The organism is Ruegeria sp. BB1 (assembly GCF_056539465.1).
This window is the reverse complement of record NZ_JBQFVB010000007.1, coordinates 88287-111850: the sequence shown is the minus strand read 5'-3', so window position 1 is coordinate 111850 and position 23564 is coordinate 88287. Positions and strand designations below refer to the sequence as shown.

21 protein-coding genes and 1 tRNA gene are annotated in these 23564 nt (G+C 59.2%); 9 read left to right on the top strand and 13 right to left on the bottom strand.

The window, feature by feature from the left end:
• Positions 1–38 precede the first annotated feature (38 nt).
• Positions 39–1310 (top strand): NAD(P)/FAD-dependent oxidoreductase, encoded by a 1272-nt coding sequence (locus ACR0AL_RS15505; RefSeq protein WP_480663735.1) that lies wholly within the window; start codon positions 39–41, stop codon positions 1308–1310.
• A 19-nt stretch (positions 1311–1329) separates the two neighbouring features.
• On the opposite strand, the gene ACR0AL_RS15500 is transcribed toward ACR0AL_RS15505, so the two are convergent.
• Positions 1330–2232: a LysR family transcriptional regulator gene (locus ACR0AL_RS15500; protein ID WP_170362063.1), complete on the bottom strand. Its 903-nt coding sequence runs from the start codon at positions 2230–2232 to the stop codon at positions 1330–1332.
• 75 nt (positions 2233–2307) lie between these two features.
• On the opposite strand from ACR0AL_RS15500, the gene ACR0AL_RS15495 reads away from it, so the two are divergent.
• The 5 genes from ACR0AL_RS15495 (at position 2308) to ACR0AL_RS15475 (ending at position 9483) form a co-directional block, all read left to right on the top strand.
• Positions 2308–5520, top strand: coding sequence for a 2Fe-2S iron-sulfur cluster-binding protein (locus tag ACR0AL_RS15495; protein WP_480663733.1), 3213 nt, complete (start codon positions 2308–2310; stop codon positions 5518–5520).
• Between the two features lie 127 nt (positions 5521–5647).
• Positions 5648–6514: an FAD binding domain-containing protein gene (locus tag ACR0AL_RS15490; RefSeq protein ID WP_170413541.1), complete on the top strand. Its 867-nt coding sequence runs from the start codon at positions 5648–5650 to the stop codon at positions 6512–6514.
• Entirely contained in the window at positions 6511–6990 is a 480-nt protein-coding gene (locus ACR0AL_RS15485; RefSeq protein ID WP_170350859.1) for a (2Fe-2S)-binding protein, read from the top strand. The genes ACR0AL_RS15490 and ACR0AL_RS15485 overlap by 4 nt, the downstream gene beginning before the upstream one ends.
• The gene (locus tag ACR0AL_RS15480; RefSeq protein WP_480663731.1) at positions 6990–9245 is read left to right on the top strand and encodes a xanthine dehydrogenase family protein molybdopterin-binding subunit; all 2256 of its coding nucleotides are present in this window, start codon (positions 6990–6992) and stop codon (positions 9243–9245) included. The genes ACR0AL_RS15485 and ACR0AL_RS15480 overlap by 1 nt, the downstream gene beginning before the upstream one ends.
• Complete coding sequence (locus ACR0AL_RS15475) at positions 9238–9483, top strand: MoaD/ThiS family protein (RefSeq protein ID WP_170350861.1); 246 nt, start codon at positions 9238–9240, stop codon at positions 9481–9483. The genes ACR0AL_RS15480 and ACR0AL_RS15475 overlap by 8 nt, the downstream gene beginning before the upstream one ends.
• Here the strand turns inward: ACR0AL_RS15475 and ACR0AL_RS15470 are convergent.
• Positions 9480–10187: a lysophospholipid acyltransferase family protein gene (locus ACR0AL_RS15470; protein ID WP_170350862.1), complete on the bottom strand. Its 708-nt coding sequence runs from the start codon at positions 10185–10187 to the stop codon at positions 9480–9482. The two genes, ACR0AL_RS15475 and ACR0AL_RS15470, sit on opposite strands and share 4 nt — an antisense overlap.
• Positions 10188–10330: 143 nt before the next feature.
• Between ACR0AL_RS15470 and ACR0AL_RS15465 the strand changes: the two genes are divergently transcribed.
• Positions 10331–10406 (top strand) — tRNA-Trp (locus ACR0AL_RS15465).
• An 88-nt stretch (positions 10407–10494) separates the two neighbouring features.
• On the opposite strand, the gene ACR0AL_RS15460 is transcribed toward ACR0AL_RS15465, so the two are convergent.
• Positions 10495–10929: a hypothetical protein gene (locus ACR0AL_RS15460; protein WP_480567516.1), complete on the bottom strand. Its 435-nt coding sequence runs from the start codon at positions 10927–10929 to the stop codon at positions 10495–10497.
• A 296-nt stretch (positions 10930–11225) separates the two neighbouring features.
• Between ACR0AL_RS15460 and lptF the strand changes: the two genes are divergently transcribed.
• Entirely contained in the window at positions 11226–12365 is a 1140-nt protein-coding gene (lptF, locus tag ACR0AL_RS15455; RefSeq protein WP_480663729.1) for an LPS export ABC transporter permease LptF, read from the top strand.
• Here lptF and ACR0AL_RS15450 read toward each other — a convergent pair.
• A complete protein-coding gene (locus ACR0AL_RS15450) occupies positions 12362–13186 on the bottom strand; it encodes a LysR family transcriptional regulator (RefSeq protein WP_480663728.1) in 825 nt (274 codons plus the stop codon). The genes lptF and ACR0AL_RS15450 overlap by 4 nt on opposite strands.
• Positions 13187–13287: 101 nt before the next feature.
• On the opposite strand from ACR0AL_RS15450, the gene ACR0AL_RS15445 reads away from it, so the two are divergent.
• On the top strand, positions 13288–13878 hold the full coding sequence (locus ACR0AL_RS15445) for an HD domain-containing protein (RefSeq protein WP_480663726.1): 591 nt from the start codon (positions 13288–13290) through the stop codon (positions 13876–13878).
• Here ACR0AL_RS15445 and speB read toward each other — a convergent pair.
• From speB to ACR0AL_RS15400, 9 genes are all read right to left on the bottom strand, one after another.
• Positions 13875–14717 (bottom strand): agmatinase, encoded by an 843-nt coding sequence (speB, locus tag ACR0AL_RS15440; protein WP_480663724.1) that lies wholly within the window; start codon positions 14715–14717, stop codon positions 13875–13877. The genes ACR0AL_RS15445 and speB overlap by 4 nt on opposite strands.
• Positions 14714–15883: a carboxynorspermidine decarboxylase gene (nspC, locus tag ACR0AL_RS15435; protein ID WP_480663722.1), complete on the bottom strand. Its 1170-nt coding sequence runs from the start codon at positions 15881–15883 to the stop codon at positions 14714–14716. The genes speB and nspC overlap by 4 nt, the downstream gene beginning before the upstream one ends.
• Positions 15884–15967: 84 nt before the next feature.
• Complete coding sequence (locus tag ACR0AL_RS15430; protein WP_170350869.1) at positions 15968–17191, bottom strand: saccharopine dehydrogenase family protein; 1224 nt, start codon at positions 17189–17191, stop codon at positions 15968–15970.
• A gap of 22 nt (positions 17192–17213) precedes the next feature.
• A complete protein-coding gene (gene speA / locus ACR0AL_RS15425; protein ID WP_480663720.1) occupies positions 17214–19103 on the bottom strand; it encodes a biosynthetic arginine decarboxylase in 1890 nt (629 codons plus the stop codon).
• 100 nt (positions 19104–19203) lie between these two features.
• Positions 19204–20286: a DUF1513 domain-containing protein gene (locus ACR0AL_RS15420; RefSeq protein ID WP_480648532.1), complete on the bottom strand. Its 1083-nt coding sequence runs from the start codon at positions 20284–20286 to the stop codon at positions 19204–19206.
• Between the two features lie 4 nt (positions 20287–20290).
• Positions 20291–21301, bottom strand: coding sequence for an imelysin family protein (locus ACR0AL_RS15415; RefSeq protein ID WP_480663718.1), 1011 nt, complete (start codon positions 21299–21301; stop codon positions 20291–20293).
• 3 nt (positions 21302–21304) lie between these two features.
• Positions 21305–22846, bottom strand: coding sequence for a di-heme oxidoreductase family protein (locus ACR0AL_RS15410; RefSeq protein WP_480663716.1), 1542 nt, complete (start codon positions 22844–22846; stop codon positions 21305–21307).
• Positions 22806–23291 (bottom strand): bacterioferritin, encoded by a 486-nt coding sequence (gene bfr, locus ACR0AL_RS15405; protein ID WP_170350874.1) that lies wholly within the window; start codon positions 23289–23291, stop codon positions 22806–22808. The genes ACR0AL_RS15410 and bfr overlap by 41 nt, the downstream gene beginning before the upstream one ends.
• The gene (locus tag ACR0AL_RS15400) at positions 23239–23532 is read right to left on the bottom strand and encodes a (2Fe-2S)-binding protein (protein WP_170350875.1); all 294 of its coding nucleotides are present in this window, start codon (positions 23530–23532) and stop codon (positions 23239–23241) included. Before ACR0AL_RS15400 ends, bfr begins: the two co-directional genes overlap by 53 nt.
• Between the last annotated feature and the right edge of the window lie 32 nt (positions 23533–23564).

The following is a 23564-nucleotide window of genomic DNA, read 5'->3' as shown; positions in this document are numbered from 1 at the left end:
TCCACCGCAATGATCCGCGCAAAATTCTGGAGCCCAGCGTGAGTGACCACGACCAATCCCTGTGGTTGAAAACCTGCCGCGAGCATGTGGAAGACCGCCCCCTAAGCGGTGATCTAACGGTTGATCTGGCCGTAATCGGCGGCGGCTATACTGGCTGTTCCGCAGCATTGACGGCAGCGCAGGCCGGGGCGTCGGTCTGCCTGTTGGAGGCGCAAGGCATTGGCCACGGCGGTTCAGGCCGAAACGTCGGTCTGGCGAATGCGGGGCTGTGGTTGCCGCCCGAGGATATCCGCGCGCATCTGGGCAAGCGGGCCGGGGATCGGTTGATCGATCTTTTGGCCGCGGCACCTGCGGATGTGTTTGACCTGATCGAGCGGCATGGCATCGACTGTGATCCTGTTCGCAATGGGACGTTACACTGCGCGCATTCCGCCTCGGGCCTGCAGGATTTGCAGAGGCGTCACGCCCAGTTGAGCGCCACGGGAGCCCCAGTTAAATTGCTGCCCGCCGATCAGGCCGCGCAACGGACTGGCAGCGCGGCATTCCATGGCGCGCTGTTTGATCCGCGTGCGGGGACGATTCACCCATTGGGCTATGTGCGTGGTCTGGCCCGTGCCGCTGCCGAGGCCGGGGCGCGGATTGTCACCCAATGCCCGGTGCAGTCGATGAAGTACGACAATGGTCAATGGGTGCTGAAAACCCCGCATGGCTCGGTGCGGGCGAAATCGGTAATTCAGGCCACCAATGCCTATCATCAGGGTCTTCAAGATACCGCCCCGGACTATGTTCCGGTCTATTACTTCCAGTTCTTTACGGCTCCGCTGTCGGACAATCTGCGGGCCAGTATTCTGCCGGGGGCGGAGGGGTGCTGGGACACCGGGTTGGTCATGACTTCTTTCCGTATGGATGCCGAAGGGCGGCTGATCATCGGGGGCATGGGTGATCTGGGCCAAGTGGGCCGGGCGGTTCACGCGGCATGGTGCAGGCGCAAACTGGCCGAGTTGTTTCCTCAACTTGCAGATCAGCCGTTGACCGAGGGGTGGCATGGGCGCATCGCCATGACCTCGGACCACATCCCCAAGATCACGCAGATCGGTCCCAATGCCCTTTCAGCACACGGATATTCTGGACGGGGCATCGGTCCGGGTACGGTTTTTGGCCGCTTGATGGCAGAAAGCCTGCTGCAGGACGACCCGAGCCTGCTGCCTGTGCCTGCGGTTCCTGAATACCGCGAAAGCTGGACCGCCCTGCGACGTGCTTATTTCGAGACCGGCGCGACGTTGATGCATCTGATCAAGGCACGGTTCTGATCCGCGACCGCCCCGGTGATCAATTCTGCAGCGTCGTGGCGATGGTCTCGATCCGTGCGCGCAGCCAGCGATGGGCCGGGTCATTGGCCGAGCGTTGATGCCAGACCATGTAGATCGAGACCGGCTCGCACTCGAACGGCAATGGCGCGCAGTCCAGTGCCGCCAACGGCCCGTGTTTCATCAGCACAGTGTCCGTCGATATCAGGTCGCTGCCCTTCACAAAGGACGGAATCGCGTGGAAATGCGGCAGGGTGACGGTGGGTGGCCGGATCTGGCTTTGGTCCACACCACGCATCACAGCGCGGGAACTGCGTCCGTCGGTAAATCGCACTTCAATATGCTCAGACTGACAATAGGCCTGCCAACTGTCTGGCGGATTACGCTGATCGGCATCGTAGAAAATCATTAGCGGGCTGATCAGTACGCGTTTTTGAAAAATATCCGGCCCATCGGGCGGCAGCGGGGTCAGCATCAACTGACACCGGTCGCTGCGCAGCAGGTCGGGGTCGGGGACGCCGGACGGGATGAACCCCAGCCGCAGGCGCACGCCTTCGGCCCGAAGCGCGTGCAGCAATGGCGGAAAGATCAGGTCGCGCGGCATGTCGTTGGTGGCGATCTGGATGCTGATCTCATCGGCCAGCGGATCAAACGGACGCTCGTCAGTCAGCGCCCGCATGCCGTCCAGCACCTGTTGTACCGGCTCTTTCAGCGATAAGGCGCGCTCGGTCGGGGTCAGGCCCTGACCCGAGCGCACGAACAACGGATCCCCCAGAACCTGCCGCAGTTTGGCCAGCGTGTGGCTGATTGCTGATTGCGTCACACCCAACCGGTCGGCAGCCTTTGAAACCGAGCTTTCCTCGAGGATCGTCAGAAAGGTGCGCAAGACTTTGCCGTCCAGATCCGTGAAATCAGTTTTGCTCATATCATCTATGACTATTCATGAATGGATTTGCTGTCTACGGCACATTAGGTGACAGTCAGCAACAGGAGGCGCGCAATGGGAATCCGCTTTTTCTCGGATAAGAACAGACCTGTCCATATGGGCCGGTATCCGCTGGAGCGGTTGGCGCGGCAGATCGAGATGCCGGATCTGTCTGTCGTGCCCCTGATGCCAAAGCTGAGCTTTCGCCGACCGAACCAACCCGAAAGCATCGTCAACGCGATGGGTGAGTTTCAGGCGATGATGGACGCCATCCGCGACGGGTTCGTGAATCCGGTGAGATCAGGGATTCCGGCGAACCCGTCCGAGCGCGCCAACCACCTTAAGGCATTTGGCTATTTCAATGATGCCTCGATGATGGGCTGCGGCCCGTTGCCGTCTGAGGCGTTGTTGTCCGAGCCACGTCGCAACCCCGATATCGACCGGTTGTCCCATGCGCTGAAGACGCGACAGACCAAGACGTTGGCTTCGGGGATCGACCTGATCATGGCGGACCTGAAGGAAAGCATGGAGGCCGCGCCCAAACCGATGGACACGCATCGCCACGCCATCGTTTTTCTGTACGAACACAATCGTGATCCAGACCCGACCGAGCCAGGAGCCGAGTGGATCATCGACGCGCAGGATCATCGCGCCTGTCTGCTGGCGACCGAGAATGCGGTGGTGATCGCCAATTACATCCGCCTGCTGGGTTATGACGCGCGGGCGCATACCGCGATGTCGTCCGAGGTTGATCTGGGCCGGCTGGCAGTGGCAGCGGGTCTAGCCACGGTTGAGGGTGGCGACATAGTGGCCCCGTGGTTGGGCAAACGGTTCGGTCTGGCCGCCGTAACGACCGAGTTAGAGATCACGCATGACCAGCCTCTGTTGCCCATGGCGCAACAGCCGTGGTTTCACACACAGGGTCCGGCCTGGTGGTTGGGCACCGGGTTTGCCAAGAACGCCTTGAACCGCGACGTTTACGCCAAACGGCGCTATGTGGACGGCGCACATCCGTTCGAAAAGCTTAAACGCGTTGAGAGCCCTACCACTTATATCGACGAAGAAAATGTCGCCCGCGTCCCCAAGCGTGCTGACATGTTCGCCCGTGCGTTGTTTGGCGATATGGGCAAACCGCTGCAGGACGCGGCAAAGGGTGGGCATTATGTCCGCAAATCTGCCCCCAGCTTTGCGCAGCGCCGGGCGCTTGGGGCCTTCGTGCTTTTGCAGGATGGTGAAAGTGCTGAGGTGTCGCAGCCTACCGATGCTGCGCGCAATGCCGCGAATATTAAGGCCGCAAGCTATTTTCTAAGTGCCGATGCCGTTGGCCTCAGCCGGTGCCCTGAATGGAGCTGGTATTCCCACGACGCTGCTGGAGAGGAAATCAACCCCCCGCATGATCAGGCGATCAGTATGATCATCGACCAGGGGCGTGAAACCATGGAAGGGTCCAGTGGTGACGACTGGATCGCGGTCAGCCAGTCCATGCGGGCTTACTTGCGGTTTTCCCTTCTTGGCGGCGTGATTGCGCAGCAAATCCGTAACCTCGGATACAAGGCCAAAGCGCATACCGTCATGGACGGCGAAGTGCTGCAACCGCCGCTGTTGCTTCTGTCTGGTCTGGGTGAGGTCAGTCGGATCGGAGAGGTGATCCTGAACCCCTATCTGGGGCCGCGCCTGAAGTCCGGTGTGGTGACAACGGATATGCCGGTTGGCCACGACAAGCCCATCGATTTCGGTCTGCAGAGCTTTTGTGAGGCATGCAACAAATGCGCGCGTGAATGTCCTTCGGGGGCGATCACGGCCGGGCCGAAGCTGATGTTCAACGGCTATGAAATCTGGAAATCCGACAGCCAGAAATGTGCCACGTACCGGATCGGCACGTCAGGTGGGGCCATGTGCGGGCGGTGCATGAAAACCTGCCCGTGGAACCTTGAAGGTATATTTCAAGAGCGGCCCTTTCGCTGGGCCGCGATCAACCTGCCGCAAGCTGCGCCTGTATTGGCAAAGCTGGATGATGCGGTCGGAAATGGCGGTTTGAACGACGTCAAGAAGTGGTGGTGGGATATCGAACTGCAGACTGATGGTGCCTATCGCCCCACCACTCACCCGCTGAACCGGTGTGGTCTGCAAACAGACCTTGACCTGAAATACGAAGATCAGACTTTGGCCGTCTACCCCGCCTATCTGGCGCCGCACCCGTGGCCCTATCCCTTTGCGATGGACCGCGAGGCCGGGATTGCTGCCTATCAGGCGATGGTCACGGCTGAGGAATACAAGGCCCGCAAAGCGGCCGGTGATGTGTCGGTAATCCACCGCTACACTATTGCGGGCGACGCGCCAGTGATGCGGGTTGAGCTGACCAAAGTCGACAAGATGACGGCGGATGTGACCAAGTACGAATTTGCGGCCATCGACGGCGCGCCCTTGCCCGACTGGACCGCAGGGGCGCATTTGGACGTGCTGGTCGCGCCGGAATTCCTGCGGCAGTATTCTATGTCTGGCGATCCGTCTGACCGGTCCTCCTATCAAATCGGAGTGCTGCGCGAGGATGACGGGCGCGGCGGCTCAGCCCTTTTGCACCGCATCTTTAACGAAGGGCGCAAGGTGTTCATCTCAAAACCGATCAACCATTTCGAATTGGATGAGACGGCCACCAAGACCTTTTTGATGGGCGGCGGGATTGGCATTACCCCCATGATCGCCTTTGCCCACCGCCTGCACGCGCTGGGCAAGCCGTTCGCGCTGCATTATTCAGCCAGAACCCGCGCCAGTGCGGGGTTTCTGGACGATTTGGCGGCGATGCCCTGGGCGGAACATGTACATTTTCATTTCTCGGACGAAGGCACCCGCGCCGATCTGGATGCGGTTCTGTCAGGCTACCAACCGGGTTGGCACGTTTATACCTGTGGGCCGGACCGCTACATGGACAGTGTGATACAAGCGGCCGAGGCGCAGGGCTTCCCCGAGGACGCGCGGCATCTGGAGTATTTCTCGGTCCCTGAACAGCCTGAATATGAAAACCATCCGTTCACCTTACGGCTGGCAAAATCGGGTCGGGAATTGATCGTACCTGTGGAAAAGGACGCCGCACAGGTGTTGACCGAGGCGGGGATTCACGTGGACGTCAAATGCTCAGACGGCATATGTGGGGTTTGCAAATGCGGTGTGATTTCGGGAGACATTGAACATCGCGATTTCGTTCTGTCGAACCAGCAACGCGCGGATGCGATGATCCTGTGCCAAAGTCGCGCGGCGCAGCCAGACGGCGTGATCGAGATCGACTTCTGACCTCAGGTCTGGAAACGACATCGGGTAACATGAAATTTGGTCGCTCCTGCCATGGACGCGGCCATGCTGCTGCACTAACGTCCCCTCTGAACCCAGTGAATCCTGATCAACAGGTGCGAGGTATTTCATGGATTATCACAGCCCCGCCAGCTTTGCCGAAGCTTCGGCACTGGCCGCAAACGCGACGGGCATCACACGGTTTCTGGCAGGCGGCACCGATGTTCTGGTGCAACTGCGATCAGAACTTGTGACGCCCGATACGCTGATCGACATAAAGAAGATCGACGGCGTGCGCGATATCAACAGCAACGCCGACGGCAGTTGGACGCTGGGCGTCGCTGCCACTGGTGCCGAGATGAGCGAACATCTGGAACTGGGTCGCGACTGGCCCGGCGTGGTCGAGGCGATGGATCTGATCGGCTCGACCCAGGTTCAGGGGCGCGCGACGCTGACCGGCAACCTGTGCAACGGCTCTCCGGCGGCGGATTCGGTGCCTGCCATGGTTGCGGCGGGTGTCACGGTCACGGTGACCGGCCCGGATGGCGACCGTGAGGTAGCGGTCGAAGACATCCCAACCGGACCCGGTAGAACGTCGCTGGCCAAGGGCGAGTTGATCTCGGCCGTCCACATCCCCGCACGGGGCGACAATGGCGGCGACGCATACCTGCGCTTTATCCCGCGCACTGAGATGGACATTGCCGTGGTTGGCGTTGGCGTCAGCCTGCGTCTGGACGGGGACACCGTCACCGAGGCGCGCGTATCATTGGGCGCTGTCGCGCCGACCGTGCTGCTGGTTGAGGACTGTGCCAAGGCCATCATCGGCAGCGCGCTGGACGACGCTTCATTGGATGCACTGGCCGCTGCGGCATCCGCCGCCTGCAACCCGATTGACGACAAACGCGGCACTATCGAATTCCGTACCGAGGTCGCCGGCGTTCTGGCCAAGCGCGCCGCGAAAATCGCCTATGCCCGCGCCAAGGGAGAGGAAGCATGAGCAAGTTCCACGTATCCACCACCGTGAATGGTGACGCGGTCGATTACCTTTGCGATCCGCGCGAAACCCTGCTGGATTGTCTGCGCGACAAGCTGAACCTGACTGGTGCGAAAGAGGGCTGCGGCACCGGCGATTGCGGCGCATGCTCGGTCACGGTTGATGGCCGTTTGGTCTGTTCCTGCCTGATGTTAGGGGTCGAGGCCGATGGCAAGCAGATCGAAACCGTCGAAGGCATCGCGGAGGGTGACGTTCTGCATCCGCTGCAGAAAAAGTTCATCGAGCATGCCGCCCTGCAATGCGGTATCTGCACGCCGGGCATTTTGGTCGCGGCCAAATCGCTGCTGGAGAAGAACCCCAACCCGACCGAGGAAGAGGCCCGGTACTGGCTGGCAGGCAACCTGTGCCGCTGCACTGGGTATGACAAGATCATTCGCGCCGTGATGGAAACGGCCGAAGAACTGCGGGAGGCTTCATAATGGCACTCGACGATCGTAAAACGCAATTCACCTTCGTCGGCACGCGCCCGGATCGGCCCGATGGTCTGGACAAGGTCACTGGTCGCGCCAAGTTCGGGGCGGATGTTTCTGCGCCAGGCATGCTGCACGGCGCGATCCTGCGTTCGCCCCACGCCCACGCACGGATTGTGAAGATCGACACCTCGCAGGCCGAAGCGCACAAGGATGTCAAAGCCGTCGTCACCCGCGCGGATTTTGCCGAAGTGCCGTTCAAACCCGGCCTTGAGGGTGAATTCTGGAATGTTCTGGAAAACGTCATGGCGGGTGAAAAGGCGCTCTATGACGGGCACGCAGTTGCGGCTGTGGCGGCGACCTCGGCTTTGGCGGCGCGCGATGCGCTCAAGCTGATCGAGGTTGAATACGAGGTGCTGCCGCACGTCACCGACGTAGACAAAGCGATGGAGCCGGATGCGCCGGTCTTACGCGAGGGTGCTGCGGATTATTCCGTACCCGAGGGGATGCACCCAAACGTCGTGCGGTACCACGAAAGCGGGCACGGCGATGTAGAAGCTGGCTTTGCCGAAGCTGACTTGATCATCGAAGACAGCTTTGTCACCGAGGCGACCCATCAGGGGTACATCGAGCCGCATGCCTGTTTGGGCATGTTGGGCAACGACGGCAAGGGTGAGCTGTGGTGTACCACTCAAGGCCACTGGATCGCGCAAAAGACCTGCGCGGCGCTATTGGGTATCGAAACCTCGCAACTGCGCGTGACTGCGTCCGAGATTGGTGGTGGTTTTGGCGGTAAAACCACAGTCTTCATCGAACCTGTCGCGCTGGCACTGAGCCGCAAGGCGAACCGCCCGGTTAAGCTGGTGATGACCCGGTCCGAGGTGTTCCGGGCCACTGGCCCGACATCCTCGGCGTCGATGGATATCAAGATCGGGATGAAGAAGGATGGCACCATCTCGGCAGCCCAAGGCGTGTTCCGCCTGCAGGGCGGGGCGTTTCCGGGCGCCCCGGGTGACATGACCGCCATGTGTGCCTTTGCACCCTATAACCTGACCAATGTCAGCCAGATTGGGTATGACGTGATGGCCAACCGCCCGAAACAGGCCGCTTACCGCGCGCCGGGTGCGCCGATGGGGGCTTTTGCGGTTGAATCGGTGATTGACGAGCTGTGTAAGAAGCTGGGCCTCGATCCGATCGAAGTTCGTCTAAAAAACGCCGCCCATGAAGGCACCAAAGCCAGCTATGGCCCGACGTATGAGCGGATCGGTTTGGTGGAAACGCTTGAGGCCGCGAAGGCCCACCCGCATTACTCAGCCCCGCTGAAGCCGGGGCAGGGTCGTGGGATTTCCTGCGGGTTCTGGTTCAACCACGGGGGTGAAACGTCGGTTTCGCTGGCGCTGTCCGAGGATGGCTCGGCACAGTTGATGGTGGGCACGCCCGATATCGGCGGCTCACGCGCGTCAATGGCGCTGATGGCGGCCGAGGTTCTGGGCATTCCGTATGAGAACATCCGTGTGACCGTCGCCGATACTGCGACGCTGGGGTATAACGACGTTTCGCATGGTTCGCGCGTGACCTATGCAAGCGGCTTGGCAACCATCAAGGCAGCAAAACACGCGGTTGAAAAGCTGTGCGAACGAGCTGCCGCCAGCTGGGGAATTCCGGCGGATGCGGTGAAATGGGAAAACGGCTGCGCTGTACCTTCGGGTCCAAACGCGGGTGATTTCGACCCGCGCCCACTGGCCGATATCACCGCCCACATGGGTCAAACCGGCGGGCCTATCTCGGGCCATTTCGAGGCCACGCCAGAAGGCGCAGGCGTATCCTTTGGCACCCATATCGTTGATGCTGAGGTCGATCCGGAAACAGGCAAGACTGCGATTACCCGCTATACGGTCATTCAGGACGCGGGTAAGGCGATCCATCCTACCTATGTGGAAGGCCAGTATCAGGGCGGTGCCGCGCAAGGCATCGGCTGGGCACTGAACGAGGAATATATCTATGGCGAGGATGGCCGCCTGCAGAACTCGATCTTCCTGGATTACCGTATTCCTGTCGCCAGTGACTTGCCGATGATCGACACGGTGATTGTCGAAGTGCCCAACCCTGGCCATCCGTTTGGCGTGCGTGGTGTGGGTGAGACGGGCATCGTGCCACCTTTGGCCGCCATCGCAAATGCGGTGTCGCATGCGGCGGGCGTTCGGATGAAGCAACTGCCGATGTCACCGCCCCGCATTCTGGCGGCGCTAAAGAACAATGGTTGAGGTTCACCTCTGGTCCAGCCTCCGGTCACTGACCGGGGGCCAGCAGGTGGTGGAGGTTGAGGCCAAGACCACAGGCGAGTTGCTGCGAGAATTGGTGAAGATCCATCCGCAATTGCAGGCCCCGATTGATGCGGGGGTGTCCATCGCCATCGACGGGCGGGTTATCGCCAGCGGGTTAACCGAACCGATCCCCGAAGGCAGCGAAATCTATCTGATGCAACGGCTGAGGGGCGGCTAACCCTTAGGCGACCACGGTTCGCGCCCGACCATGCGGTCGGCTTCGGCGGTGATGTCGTTCATGTGCTGCTCAAGGCTTTGGCGCAGGGTTTCGATCTGTTCTTCGGACGCTTTCCGCGGCACGGTTTCAGTCCATTCCCGGCACAGAAAGACACCCTTATTCCGCCAGGGGCGCGGCATCAAAAGGCGATCCCATGTCCCCGCCTCGCGGCCATGTTCTGCCGAAAAGGTGATGCCGAACACCCGCTTGCCCGAGGTGCGCGCCCAGACCAGAGGCACAGTGGACAGTACCCGTTCGGGACCGCGCGGACCGTCCGCGGCGATGCCTATGGAAATGCCCTGCTTAATCTTGCCGATCACTTGGCGCGATATCGCAATGTTATTTGCGTTTTTGCTGGTCATGGCGATGGTATCCATGCCGAACAGTTTCTGCACTCGGCCCACCATACTACCCGCTCTTGCGGATGAGGTGATCGAACAGATCGGCCCTTTTTCCAAAGGAAAGAAATAAGGGGATTGCGCCAGCCTTTGGTGCCACAGCACCACGATCACCGGCTCACCCTGTTCGACCAGATGGTCCAGTTCGTCGTACCCGATGCGTTGCCATTTGGTGTTGCGATTGACCATCCGGATATAGCTTGCGATGCGGCGCGCAGCCCAGTTCAGAACGGCTTCGCTGTCGGCGATCTTTTTGCGGATACTCACGGATGGGGTCCCTCGTACTGACCAAACCGTGTCTTATAGAACTCAACGCTGCACGCAACTTGTTTGTCGAATGCAATTGTCGCGCGGAATCTGAAAAAGCCTCTTGAGTCCGTCGCGCGGCTGGCATATCTGAGGCCCACCTTAGGGGTATAGCTCAGTTGGTAGAGCGACGGTCTCCAAAACCGTAGGTCGCGGGTTCGAACCCTGCTGCCCCTGCCATTCCACTCAAATCGCTGTTTCAATGGATGCGCAAAAGTCGTGCGACCTGCATATGGGCTGTTGTGAGAAGTGACAGCCTGCAGAAGTTTTACGCGCACTCTTGCACGCCGATGCTTATCAGATATTCACCGGACACATACAGAAACTCATCCGGGCCCACAAACCTTGCCTTGGACATGAACCAGTTTCTTATCGGTCGCGGGTAGTACGTGGCAAGCGAAGTGCTTTTCTGGTCGAATTCCTTTTCGGTCATCTTTGTCCGGTTTACACGGTACGGGCCGTGAAACCCGAAAAGCGTTTCGGAGGATACACACACATCGTCTGCCCCCAACAGCATGGTGCAGCTGGAGTTACAGTAATCCCCGACAATGTGTATGCGCGCGTTGGTCCTATTGGCGATTTCGATCTGAACCTTGCGGTCCAGAATCCGCCCGCCTGGATCATTGCCAACCTGTATTTCTTTCGATGCCAATGGCGTGCTCATAGTCAAGAGCACTGCCAACGCTGCGGTTAGACCTCTCATCTGCTCGTCTGCTCAAGGATGTTTTTTTGTTTTGTTTTCGTTTAGCAGGAATTCGAAAAGGTAGATACACAACGCCGAGATACAGCGGGATGGGCGGGTAAGGAGGACACACCTTGATCCGAATATAATAGTTTACAGAGGCATAGTCCGCTTGAATCGGCCACGCCACAGTCTTGGGTTCAGCAAGCCAGGCCATTGCCGCGCTTTTCGTGGTGGTGACAATTGGCCAATCCCGGTTTCCTACAGCGACGGAATGACATAATGTCCGACCACCACGAACACACGTAAGAGGACCCATGTCGCGCTTTGATGGATATTTCCTGCGGCAATTGCTGATTCTGTTCGGCTTTTTCACCTTGGTTCTGGTCGGTGTGTTCTGGATCACCCGATCGGTTAGCCTGTTTGACCGAGTCATCAGCGGTGGCCAATCGGCCATGGTGTTTCTGGAATTCTCGGCGCTGACATTGCCAACGCTGATCCGCACGGTGATGCCGATGGCGGTGTTTGCCGCCGCTGTTTATGCCACCAACCGGCTGAGCCGCGAAAGCGAGATGACGGTGATGCTGGCCACCGGTTCCAGCCCATGGCGGCTAGCCCGTGCGGTATTCCTGTTTGGGTTGGTGGCCGGGCTGATGATGGCCGTCATCAGCGTCTTTTTACGTCCCGCATCTGTTGAGCAGCTTGAACAGCGCCAAGCCGAAGTAGCAGGGGACGTCACCGCGCAATTGCTGAATGAAGGCGAATTCCTGCATCCCGCCTTTGGCGTTACTGTCTATATCGGCAAGATTGACCTGGACGGCACGCTGTCCGAGGTTTTTGTATCAGATCGGCGAGATGCGCTGAACCCGGTCAGCTATTCCTCAAAAACGGCCTATTTGGTCAACAATGAATCTGGGATCCACTTGGTGATGTTGGACGGGATCGCGTTGCGTTTGGATCAGGAGGGCAGAACCTTGTCCTCGACGCTGTTCGAGGACGCCTCATATGACATTTCCGCACTGACGAATTCGAATGTCATGGCCGAGCGCAGTCTCGAAGCCATCCCCACCATTGAACTTTTGCGAGACCGCGCCGCCATCAGTACGGCCGAAGGCTTTCCCGTCGGGGAATTGGTTGACGAATTGCATCAGCGGTTTTCGTGGGTTGCCATTTGTATCGCCGTAGCAATGGCCGGGTATGCCACGTTGATGTTGGGTAGCTTTTCGCGATTTGGACTGTGGCCGCAGATCCTGGGTGCATTTTCGATTCTGGTCGTGCTTGAAGGGGTGCGGGGTTTTGTGTCACCCGTTGTGATCGCCGAGCCGAAGTTATGGGTTCTGTTGTATCTGCCAGCGGTGATTGGCATTGCTGTATCATGTCTGTTCTTGTTGATCGCCGGGCGGCCGTTGCTGCGCAGGCGCTACAGGGACGCGACGGGCGCGATGTCCCGGGCCTAGCTAGCACGCAGGTCGGTCAGACAGGACAGGATATCGTCACTGGTGGTGCTGTCACGGCGGGTCACCAGATGCAGCGGCAGCAGCAGGTCAATGGCCCCGGCCACGGGGGTCAGTTGACCCGCGGACAGATGATCTCGGATGACGTATTCCGGGAAATACCCGGTTCCGCCCCGCCGCAGGACATAACGCAGGGCCATCAGGCAATTGCCCAGAAACACCGTCTGCCCCGTGGCCTGCCTCACAGCCGAACGGACGTGGTCCTGATAGACCTCGCCCAGTTCCAGATTGACGAAAACTGGATCGTCCGTTTCCGGAGTTTTGACAAGCAACAGGCGTTCGGGGTTTAACTCGTGCGATTGCACGCGCGGATCGTTGGGTGTTTCGTGGGTCAATGCGGCGTCCAGAACATGGGTGGCGACCGCGTCGACCATGTTCAGATCGTGGTCATAGTTCAACGTCAGCAAAAGTTGCCCGAGGCGCTGTTCGAACTGAACGGCCAGATCGACTAGCAGCGGGTCCCAGATGCTCAGTTGCGCACCAAGACGCAGCGCGATCCGGTTCTGCGTTTGGGCTGGCAGCTCGCGCGATGCAAATGACCAAAGCGACAGCATCTGTTCGGCATATGGTCGGAACTGTTGCCCGAATTCAGTCAGGCTGGTGCCGCCTGCACCGCGGGTGAACAACGCCTTGCCGGTTTCTTCTTCGATCAGCCGGATACGGGCGCTGACAGCGGTTTGTGTCACGTTCAGTTTGCGTGCGGCGGCATGGAAGCCCCCGGTCTCGGCCACGCATAGAAAGGTCTCGATTGCTTTGAATTGCATGGCGATACTATTTTTTCATCAGATTGATAAAATCAATTCATTTTTTTGAGTAGGAGGGATGCGTTACTCTGATTCCAACAGATCAGCCAAAGGACCGCGCCATGCTGGACAAAAGCCACAAACCCACCTGGACCAGTTTCGAAGAGGCCACCAAGGCCGACTGGGACGCCGTCATGGAGTATGAAGAGGCATACAATGCCGCTTTGCCTGACCGGATTTTGGACGCGATCCGGTCGCTGGACGAAGACTGGACGCCCTATCCCGTGAACCGCTATCAGCACAGCCTGCAGGCCGCGACGCGCGCTTTTGAAGACGGCGCGGACGAGGAAATCGTGGTCGCAGCACTGATCCACGACACCGGCGATATTCTGTCACCCTATAACCATGGTGAGCTGTCAGCGGCGATGATGAAGCCCTATGTCAGTGAGAAGACTTATTGGATTCTCAAACATCACTGTGTGTTTCAGGGGTACTACTACAACCATCATCTAGGCGGCGACCGCAACGCCCGCGACAAGTATCGCGACAGCCCTTATTGGGAGGACTGCCGCTATTTCTGCCATGAATACGACCAAAAGGCGTTCGACCCGGATTACCCGACCAAACCGCTGGAGTTCTTCGAACCCATGTTGCGCCGTGCCCTGAACAAGGGCGAGGGGCACATGGAACTGAACGAAACGTCCGAGGGTTAACAGGCAGCCATCAGGCGATAGACGATCTGCGCTGCGGTAAAGTCCCAGGCGGCATTGCCATTGGGGGCTAGTTCGACCACGTCGAAGCCCACGCATTTGCGGCCTTTCAGGGTATGTTCGACCAACCGCAGCGCTTGATAGTAGCCCAGCCCACCGGGCACCGGTGTCCCGGTGGCGGGCATGATGGCGGGATCCAGCCCGTCCACGTCAAAACTGACATAGACCAGCTCAGGAAAATCCTCGGGCAGGTCGACGGCGTGGATATTACCGGTGACCAATTCCTCAGCATCCACGTGGAAAACGTGATTTTTCAGGCGGCTTTGCGCTTCTTCGGTCGAAAAGGCGCGCACGCCAAACTGCGCCAATCGGATACCTTCTTCAGCGAGCAGATGCATGACCGATGCGTGGGAGTGTCTTTCCCCCTGATAGGCATTGCGCAGGTCGGCATGGGCATCGATCTGGACAATGCCTATGGGTTGACCCAAGGCGCGAGCCACACCCATCACAGCGCCGTAACTCAGCGAATGTTCGCCCCCCAAAGTGACCGGCACCTTGCCCGCGCGAATGGCGGCTTCGGTGCGCTGGGCAAGGCGCTCCATGATCTCGGACAGGGACGCATCGCAATCCACGGGCTCTTCGGTGAAAATCCCCTCGACGCAGGGCTCGGCGTGGCCGGTGGTACGTTCCAGCTCATTGCTGGCCTCGATGATGGCCTCGGGGCCTTTGGCCGTTCCCGAACCGTAAGATACCGTGCGCTCCAACGGTACCGGGATCACGCGGAACCGGGCATCTTCGGTGCGCTCAGTTGCGGTCAGTTCACTGTCGAGGAAAATGCTCATGAGAGTCGGTCCTTAAAGTCGTCATAGCCGAACTGTTTGATGATCTTCAACTCGTCCGATTCGCTGTTCCACAGGGCGATGGTGGGCAGGGGTACGCCGTTGAACGTGTTGGTTTTCACCATTGAGTAATGCGCCTGATCAAGGAAGGCAAAACGCTGGCCGATCTCCAGTGGTTTGTCCCATGTGTAGTCTCCGATCACGTCACCGGCCAAACAGGACGGGCCGCCCAGACGGTAGGTGTGACCTGCCTCGGCCTCGTCCATCAACGCGGGGCGATAAGGGGCTTCGATCACGTCAGGCATGTGACAGGTGGCCGAAATATCGGTGATGGCAAGGTTCATTCCGTTGGTGGGCAGGTCGAGGATTTCGCCGACCAGAATACCCGCATCCAGCGCGACAGCCTCGCCGGGTTCGAGGTAAACGTCTATGCCATAGGTTTCGCGGATGTTCTTGATGAAGCCCACCAGCCCCTCACGGTCATAGTCGTCGCGCGTTATGTGGTGGCCACCACCAAAGTTCAGCCATTTGAGTTGATTGATATAGGGCACAATTTTTGGTTCTACGGCGGTCCATGTCCGCTGCAAGGGATCGAACCCCTGTTCGCAGAGTGTGTGCATATGTAGGCCATCGACACCGTTCATGGCCTCGGCGGTCAACTGGCTAATCGGGGTACCCAGACGTGAACAGGGCGCGCAGGGGTCGTATTTGGCAATCTCGCCTTCGGAATGCTCGGGGTTGATGCGCAACCCAACCTGCACGTTTGCGGCCTGTGCTTTGGCCAAAAACAGGTCCTTTTGTGCCGGGCTGTTAAAGATGATGTGGTCGGACAGCGATAGGATTTCGTCCATGTCGGCATCTTTGTACCCGGCGCAGAAAGTGGCGACTTCGCCGCCATATTCTTCGCGGCCTAACCGGGCCTCGTAAATGCCGCTGGCGCAGGTGCCACCTAGATGCTGGCGCACCAGTGGGGCCAACGAAAACATGGAAAACGCTTTGAGCGCCGAAAGGACATGCGCGCCAGACAGGGTGCCGATATCGGAGAGGATGGTCAGGTTTCGCTCGACCGCTTTTTCATCGACCACAAAGCAGGGGGTTGGCACACGGTTCAGGTCGAAATTGCGGAAGGCTCCGGCGTCGCCAGCCTGTGTGGTCATCATGTCGGACATGTCCGGCGTTTCCTTGTGGTGGAGAGGCCGGGGGCTCTGCCCCCGGACCCCCGGAGTATTTGGCAAAAGATGAAATGAGTGGACTTAGAACTCGACCGGGCCGTCGAGTTCGTGGACTTGCCAAGGCAGGCCATGCTCATTCAGCATGTCCATGAAGTTGTCGGGGTCAAGCTGTTCCATGTTCCACACGCCGGGCTCGGACCAGTTGCCTTTGATCACCTGCGCCGCGCCGATCATGGCGGGGACGCCGGTGGTGTAGCTGACGGCCTGGCTGCCGACCTCAGCATAGCATTCCTCGTGATCGCAGATGTTGTAGATGTAATAGGTCTTCTCACCCGAGCCGTCCTTGGCTTGACCGGTAGCGATGTCGCCGATGCAGGCCTTGCCTTTGGTTTCGGCACCCAGATCGCCGGGATCGGGCAGCAGGGTTTTCAGGAATTGGATCGGGATGATTTCCTTGCCGTCATGCATGACCGGATCGATGCGTGTCATGCCGACGTTCTGCAGTACGGTCGCGTGTTTGATATAGGCGTCGCCAAACGTCATCCAGAAGCGGGCGCGCTCGATCTCGGGGAAGTGGGTCGAGAGCGATTCCAGTTCCTCATGGTACATCTGGTACATGTTTTTCCGCCCGATGGCAGGAAAGTCGTATTCAACCTTGTTGGTCAGCGCCGGGCTATGGTGCCATTCGCCGTTTTCCCAATGGCGGACTTCGGCCAGCACTTCACGCAGGTTGATCTCGGGGTTGAAGTTGGTGGCGAACTCCTGATCGTTCGAGCCGCCATTGGCATCCAGAACGTCGATCTGGCGGATGGTGTCCAGCTTGTGTTTCTTAAGCCATTTGGCAAAGACGCTGGTCACGCCCGGATCGAAGCCCGATCCAAGAATGGCGGTCAGCCCAGCCTCTTTGAACCGCTCCTGATAGGCCCATTGCCAGTGGTATTCGAACTTGGCCTCATCCTCGGGCTCATAGTTCGCTGTGTCGAGGTAGTGGATCCCGGCCTCAAGGCAGGCGTCCATCAGCACCAGATCCTGATAGGGCAGGGCGAGGTTCACGAGTAGTTCGGCCCCGGTTTCCTTGATCAGCTTGACGGTGTCTTCGACTTTGTAGGCATCCAACTCGGCCGTGGCGATATCAACACCCACGCGGTCTTTCACCGCTTTGGCGATGGCGTCGCATTTCGATTTGGTCCGGCTGGCCAGAGTGATTTCGGTGAAGATGTCCGAATTCATTGCCATCTTGTGCACGGCGGCGTGGGATACGCCGCCCGCGCCGACAACCAGTGTTTTGCCACTCAAAGTTCCCATGGGGGTAATCTCCTCTCTGGGGTTATTCGTAATAGGTGTAGCCGTTGATCGAGTCGCGATAGGCGCTCATCAGGGTTTTGCGGTCCTTGGCCATCAGAGTACCGGTCGAGATCGCCTCGTCCACCATTTTGCGGAAGGCGGCGACGCAATCATTGGGGTCGAACTCGACATAGGACAGGACCTGGCTGATGGTGTCGCCCTCTTGTTCGTGCAGCAGGTCAAAGCCACCGTCAGCGCGCAGGTCGATGGTTACGACATTGGTGTCCCCGAACAAGTTGTGCAGATCGCCCAGTGTTTCCTGATAAGCACCGACAAAGAACACGCCCATCAGGTATTCCTGGTCCTCGGGCAGGGTATGCACCGGCAGGCTGGGTGAGACACCGTCGGCCAGAATGAACCGGTCGATCTTACCGTCGCTGTCGCAGGTGATGTCGGACAGGACCGCGCGGCGGTCCGGAGTTTGGTTCAGACCTTGCAGAGGCACGATTGGATGCAACTGGTCAATGGCCCAGACATCGGGCAGCGACTGGAACAGCGAGAAGTTGCAGTGGTAGATATCGGCCACTTTTTCCAGTTGGTCGTCCACATCCGTTTCCAAATCATCGCTTGCTGCCAGCGCCTTGAGGCGGGCCATCAGCGATAAATAGATGCGTTCGGCGCGGGCCATCTGACGCAGATCGACATAGCCGCGGCGGAACAACGCGCGCAGCTCGTTGCGGTAAAAATTTGCGTCGTTCCAGCATTCTTGCAAACGCTCGGTACTGAGGTACCCGTTGATCGCGGCAAGGTCCGAGACCAGATGGTGATCGTCCGCTTCGACCTCGGGGCCGTTCGGTGCGTCATACAAGGTGCTTTCCAGCACATTGAACACCAGCATCGACGACGTCGCCACCACGGCGCGCCCGCTCTCGGTCACCAGCGTTGGATGTTCGACCTCGGCCTCGTCCATCGCGTAGGCCACGGTTTCAACCACGTTGGCGCAGTATTCCTCGACCGTGTAGTTGATCGAGTTCTCGGCAGCCTTTTTCTCACCCGTATAGTCCACACCCATGCCGCCACCGAGGTCCAGATGGGTCAACGGCACGCCCTCGCGCGTCAGTTCGGTGTAGTACCGGCAGGCCTCGCCAACGGCGCGGCGCACGTCGTTGACGTCCTGCACCTGAGAGCCCAGGTGTGAATGTTGCAGCTTCAAACAATGCAGCAAACCTGCCGCTTTCAGCTTGTCCACCGTGGCGACCAGTTGGTCAGTGTTCATGCCAAAGGCAGACCGGTCGCCCGAGCTTTCTTCCCACTTGCCGCTGATCTGATTGGTCAGTTTGACCCGCACACCAATCAGGGGTTCGATGCTCAGTTCGTTATAGACCTCGATCACCGTGTCCGCCTCTTTCGGGCTTTCCAGAACGATGACCGTGTTGAAGCCAATCTTACGACTGAGGATGGCCAGTTGGATGAACTCGGCATCCTTGACGCCATTGCAGACAATCAGCGCCTCGCGGGCCAGACGGTGCGCCAGTGCGACAACCAGTTCGGGCTTGGAGCCAGCCTCGAGCCCATAGTCGTACTTTTTACCGAACTCGACGATCCGGTCGACCACCTGGGCCTGCTGGTTCACCTTGATCGGGAATACGCCGCGATAGCTGCCTTTGTAGCCGACACGTGCAATCGCATCGTGAAAGCTTTCGTTGATATGCGCAATCTCGTTTTCCAGATACGAACTGATGCGCAGCAACATCGGTGCCTTAATACCGCGTTCATCCAGATCATGCAGGATACCTGGCAGGCTGATTGCCGCCGCCTCGGGCACTAGGGGATTGCGCAGACCGATCTCGCCCTGCTCCGTCACCTCAATGAGGCCTTTGCCCCATTTCTCTACCCCGTAGATGGAATGCGGTGCGTCGGGCGTCTGTTTCAATCAGGTCAGTCCTTGCGGTTAAAGTGCCGGTTTAGCGCCCGCCAATACGGCAGCATTTTGATTCTTCCAAGTGTAATCTATGTGGGGGGATTTGCCGAGTTTATGCAGGCTTGCGAATTGGGATCAGGTGATTGTCCCAATGACAGTCCGGCCAGGCTGAAATGCGGGGGGTGGATGTCAGCTCTCCGACTATCCCGGTGCCGGTGGTGAAAACGAACCCTTTGGGGCCGAAGCCAAGGCCACAGACGTCTTCCAACGGGAAATCCCCGTTCAGTTGGCCATTCGCGACGTCGAACCGGTGCAAGGCGTTGCCGCGTGGGCAGGTGATGGCAACCGTGGTTTCATCCCCGGCAAAGGCGACACTGCCCGCGTAGCCTTGCAATGTGCTTTGCGCGGCATCAGGCGCTGAAAGCAAACGCGGTGCTTCGCCCCGACGATGTAGGCCCAGCAGAGGGGGGTGATGCACCTTGTCCCCCTGCCACTGCATCGCAAATGCCACCATACCGTCGTGCCGTACAGCCAAATGGCGGATCGAATTCTTATGCAGCGCGCGTGGTAGTTCCACCTGCTCCAAAACCGTGCCGGATAAATCGAGATAGGTCAGCCGTGGCTGCATGGTTGGCAGGTTCAGCTTGGTGCGCCCTGTCTCGGGGTGGGTTTCGATGCCGCCATTGGCGATGACCAGCGTCTGACCATCGGGCATCAATCGCATGTCATGCGGACCGATCCCGCCCGAAGTGAACTCGCCTATGCGGGTGTAGCTGTCTGTGTTCCAGACGCCAATCACGCCGTCTCCGGAATCATAGTCGTTTTCAGTTGTGAACAGACGAGTGCCGTCGGGGGAAAAGACGCCATGGCCATAGAAATGGCGACCGTGTGGGGCGTTAAGTCGGGTGACTTCGGTGCCTGTGGCGCAATCGATGACCACCGCAAATGTGCCGGGACGACGGGCAAAAGCCACAGCCTTTGCGCGGTGCGGATGGGCTGCCGCCGCGTGGCCGCGCGCAGGTAGAGGTATGGAAAACAGGATGTTTCCACCCGTATCCAGCCCGGCTAGTCGATAGCTGCTATCCGGGAACAGGGCAGCGGCGAGATAGTCGGGCGAACCAACTGCGGCCCAGCTTTGTATCGGCGAAAGGCTGGTCGCGGCCAGACCGGCCAGAAAATGACGACGGCTGGGCAACAGGTCAGTCCCCGTCCAGTGAATTGAACCCGGCGCTGATGCCTAGCGTCGGACCCAGCTCGGCCGAGGCAATCGCACGGATATCGTTGATGGCTTGCTGCAACGCCTCGACCCTAAGGCGGCCCTGCGGAGTGGCGACCCCGGCCAGCACCGGGTCGTCCAGCGATTGCGCGCGGATGATGACCTTGTCAAAGGCGCTGTCCAGATCGGCGGCAATCTTGGGGTGGTCCGCTGACAGGCGCGCGGCCAGATCGCGCAGGGCGATCAGGGACAGTTCCACATGACGAAGCGCGCGTTCCGAACGGCGTGCCTCGGCCCGGTTGGGGCGCGGGCGGTCGAAGGTGCCCATCGGACGACCAAGGCGGGTGTCGCCAGTGAATTCAAGTCCGGTCACCAACGCCTTGTAAAGCTCTTGCATGGCCTCATCGTCGGACCGATAGGGGCTGTCGTCGCCCGGTTGGGTTAGGGCAGGTGCATAGCCGCCCCAATCTGCGTTTATCGCGCGGGCATTGCTGACGATATCGGTGGTGATGGCCTGTATCAACGCGCAGCGATACGGGGCGCCGCCCTGATCGGAAAAATTGGGCTCATAAAGCATCTGCTCTAACGCAAAAAAGCCACGTCCGGCGACGGATGTCTCGGCAAAACCTTCGGGGCTTTCCACAGCCGCATCCTCGGTCGCGATCAGGCTGGACAGGGCTTTGGGGGTGAACCCTTTGGTGTCGGGCCAGAAGGCCAGCGCAAAGGCGCGGTCGTTCACCTCGGACGGGCCAAAGCGCAGATGGCTGACCGAGATCCAGTCGTCAAAGGCCGCGTGATAGGCGCCCCGCAACTCGGGCGAGGTTTGGGTGCAATCGGTTTGTGCTGTTTGGGCCAATACCCCGGTCGTTTCAGCCAGTGCGGCAAAGCCGGGAAGGATGTGCCCTTCGACCGCATCCGACAAGATCGGCTCACGGTCCTGCGCCAGCGCAGTTAGGGGCAGCGTCAATGCGACAGCAGCAACAAGGATACGCATGTGTCAGAGGCTTTCCAGAAAATGGATCAGGGCATCGCGGTCGGGTTTGGGCATGGCCACGACCGTATCGCGGGCTGCCTGTGCCTCACCCCCATGCCAGAGGATGGCTTCCAGCAAGGATTGCGCGCGACCATCATGCAGGAACTGGGTGTGGCCCGAAACCTGTTCAGTCAGCCCAACGCCCCAAAGCGGTGGCGTGCGCCATTCGCGCCCTGTGGCGCGACCCTCGGGGCGGTTATCAGCCAGCTCTTCGCCCATATCGTGCAGCAACAGGTCGGAGTAAGGCCAGATCAGCTGAAAACTCTGTTCGGGCCGGTCTGACATGCGATGGGTGACAAAGGCAGGCGTGTGGCAGGACGCGCAGCCAGTGTCGTAAAACACCTGCTTACCGTGCAGCACCTGAGGGTCGTCCATGTCCCGCCGGGCGGGAACGCCCAGGTTGCGGCTGTAAAAGGCAACGAGGTCCATTCCGATCTGGTCGATCTCGAACTCGCGCACGTCACCGTCCCCGTGCGGGGCGGTCGCACAACCAATCTGAGCATCGGTGCAATCGCCGTGGCTGGCGGGGTAAAGTGGGCTTGATATGCCGATATCACCGGCAAAGGCCGCCGCCGATTGTTCCATGATCGTGGGCATCCCGGCCTTGTGCCCGAACCGACCCATCATCGGGGCGCCATATTCCATCGCCCAGACGATATTGGGACGCCCGGAAATCCCATCCCCATCGGCATCGTCGGGATCAGCGTTGGCCAGCAGATCCGCGACCGGGATCGCTTCGAGCAATCCAAGGCCGATCATTTGCGGCGCCACTCGTGGACTGAGCATCGCCTCTGGATGCAGCGGCCCGTATCCAAGGTCAGCCGCCGCGTAGGTCGGTTTGCGTAAAGTGACGGTTTCGCCATCTGACAAAGTGACCTTGACGTCTTCGTAAGTGATATCCAGGCGATATTCAGCCGGATGACCGGGCAAGGCCAAATCCTGCATCTGGCCCCCGTAATTTGGTTCGGGCTGGGTGGCGATGTAATCCTCGATCTCGTCATACCCACCGCCACCGGGGATCGAGACCCGCAGGAACATCGAAATTGCATTGTCATCCGGACCGTTGGGCGTGTGCCCGCGCCCGTCCTTGATATGGCAGCGCTGGCACGAGCGGGCGTTGTACAGCGGTCCCAGCCCATCCGAGGCCAGAGTTGAGGCCGGAGAAGACACCCAGATTTTCTTGAACAGTCCGTTTCCAACCTTAAAGTCCAGCTCTTGCTCAAAGCTCAGGTTGCCTGAGGGCTGCGAAAATGCGTCAGCATCGGCACGGGCGCGAACGGTGGCGGCACCGGCGGGCAAGTCCTCGAACCTTTGGGGCGTGCTGAAATCGGTGGGCGCAGCGGTGACACGGGCGATGCGCGCACGCTCATCCTCGGTTCTGGGTTCGAAATTCAGGTGATAGTCCCGCAGCTCGGCGGCTGGGGTTTGGGTGGCCGCAAGGGCGACCACCAACAGGATGAAAAGGCTATTCGCCCTCGTCCATTTTCGATGCGTTGAGTTGCGCATAATTGGCGTCGCCAATCCTTTCGTACAGGTCGAGCTGCGTTTCCAAAAAGTCGATATGACTTTCTTCATCGCGGATCAATTCTTCGAACAGCGACATAGAGGCATAGTCTTGTGCTTCTCTACAGTAATCCCGCGCTTCTACGTACAACGCGCGCGCGTCCTGCTCGGCTGCCAGGTCGCATTCCAGTGTTTCCTTGGGGTTCTGACCAATTCTCAGCGGGTCCAGTTTCTGCAGGTTGGGATGGCCTTCCAGAAAGATGATCCGTTCGATTAGCTTGTCGGCATGCCCCATCTCTTCGATGGATTCTTCACGGCTTTTCTTGGCCATGTGGCCAAGGCCCCAATCTTCCTGCAGGCGGTAATGGAGCCAGTACTGGCTGACGGCTGTCAGCTCATGCCGCAGAGATTTGTTGAGGTATTCTATTACCTTGGGGTTGCCCTTCATCTGCTTTCTCCTGAGTTGCTCTGGTGCGTAGGGCACGGAGCTGCATGGGGACTTCCAGATTATCGTTCGATCGCATTGTGTCCAGAAAAAGCGGCATGCAGCCGCCACAATCCGCTGATTTTCCAAGGGCGTGGTAGACCTTGCCGGGGGTGATGATCGTGTGTGCATCTGCTGTCCGCATCCAATCGATCGCGGCGCGGATATCATGGTCAGTTATATTTGTGCAGTGACATACGATCATAGCGAATCTGTGCTCGATAGATTTCTTACTTA

Coding starts and splice junctions, on each gene's coding strand:
- ACR0AL_RS15495 (WP_480663733.1), top strand. CDS start 2,308: ATGGGAATCCGCTTTTTCTCGGATAAGAACAGACCTGTCCATATGGGC.
- bfr (WP_170350874.1), bottom strand. CDS start 23,291: ATGAAGGGCAACCCCAAGGTAATAGAATACCTCAACAAATCTCTGCGG.
- ACR0AL_RS15460 (WP_480567516.1), bottom strand. CDS start 10,929: ATGAGAGGTCTAACCGCAGCGTTGGCAGTGCTCTTGACTATGAGCACG.
- nspC (WP_480663722.1), bottom strand. CDS start 15,883: ATGTCCGACATGATGACCACACAGGCTGGCGACGCCGGAGCCTTCCGC.
- ACR0AL_RS15410 (WP_480663716.1), bottom strand. CDS start 22,846: ATGCGCAACTCAACGCATCGAAAATGGACGAGGGCGAATAGCCTTTTC.
- ACR0AL_RS15475 (WP_170350861.1), top strand. CDS start 9,238: ATGGTTGAGGTTCACCTCTGGTCCAGCCTCCGGTCACTGACCGGGGGC.
- ACR0AL_RS15490 (WP_170413541.1), top strand. CDS start 5,648: ATGGATTATCACAGCCCCGCCAGCTTTGCCGAAGCTTCGGCACTGGCC.
- ACR0AL_RS15485 (WP_170350859.1), top strand. CDS start 6,511: ATGAGCAAGTTCCACGTATCCACCACCGTGAATGGTGACGCGGTCGAT.
- ACR0AL_RS15415 (WP_480663718.1), bottom strand. CDS start 21,301: ATGCGTATCCTTGTTGCTGCTGTCGCATTGACGCTGCCCCTAACTGCG.
- ACR0AL_RS15500 (WP_170362063.1), bottom strand. CDS start 2,232: ATGAGCAAAACTGATTTCACGGATCTGGACGGCAAAGTCTTGCGCACC.
- ACR0AL_RS15400 (WP_170350875.1), bottom strand. CDS start 23,532: ATGATCGTATGTCACTGCACAAATATAACTGACCATGATATCCGCGCC.
- ACR0AL_RS15480 (WP_480663731.1), top strand. CDS start 6,990: ATGGCACTCGACGATCGTAAAACGCAATTCACCTTCGTCGGCACGCGC.
- ACR0AL_RS15450 (WP_480663728.1), bottom strand. CDS start 13,186: ATGCAATTCAAAGCAATCGAGACCTTTCTATGCGTGGCCGAGACCGGG.
- lptF (WP_480663729.1), top strand. CDS start 11,226: ATGTCGCGCTTTGATGGATATTTCCTGCGGCAATTGCTGATTCTGTTC.
- ACR0AL_RS15445 (WP_480663726.1), top strand. CDS start 13,288: ATGCTGGACAAAAGCCACAAACCCACCTGGACCAGTTTCGAAGAGGCC.
- speB (WP_480663724.1), bottom strand. CDS start 14,717: ATGAGCATTTTCCTCGACAGTGAACTGACCGCAACTGAGCGCACCGAA.
- ACR0AL_RS15430 (WP_170350869.1), bottom strand. CDS start 17,191: ATGGGAACTTTGAGTGGCAAAACACTGGTTGTCGGCGCGGGCGGCGTA.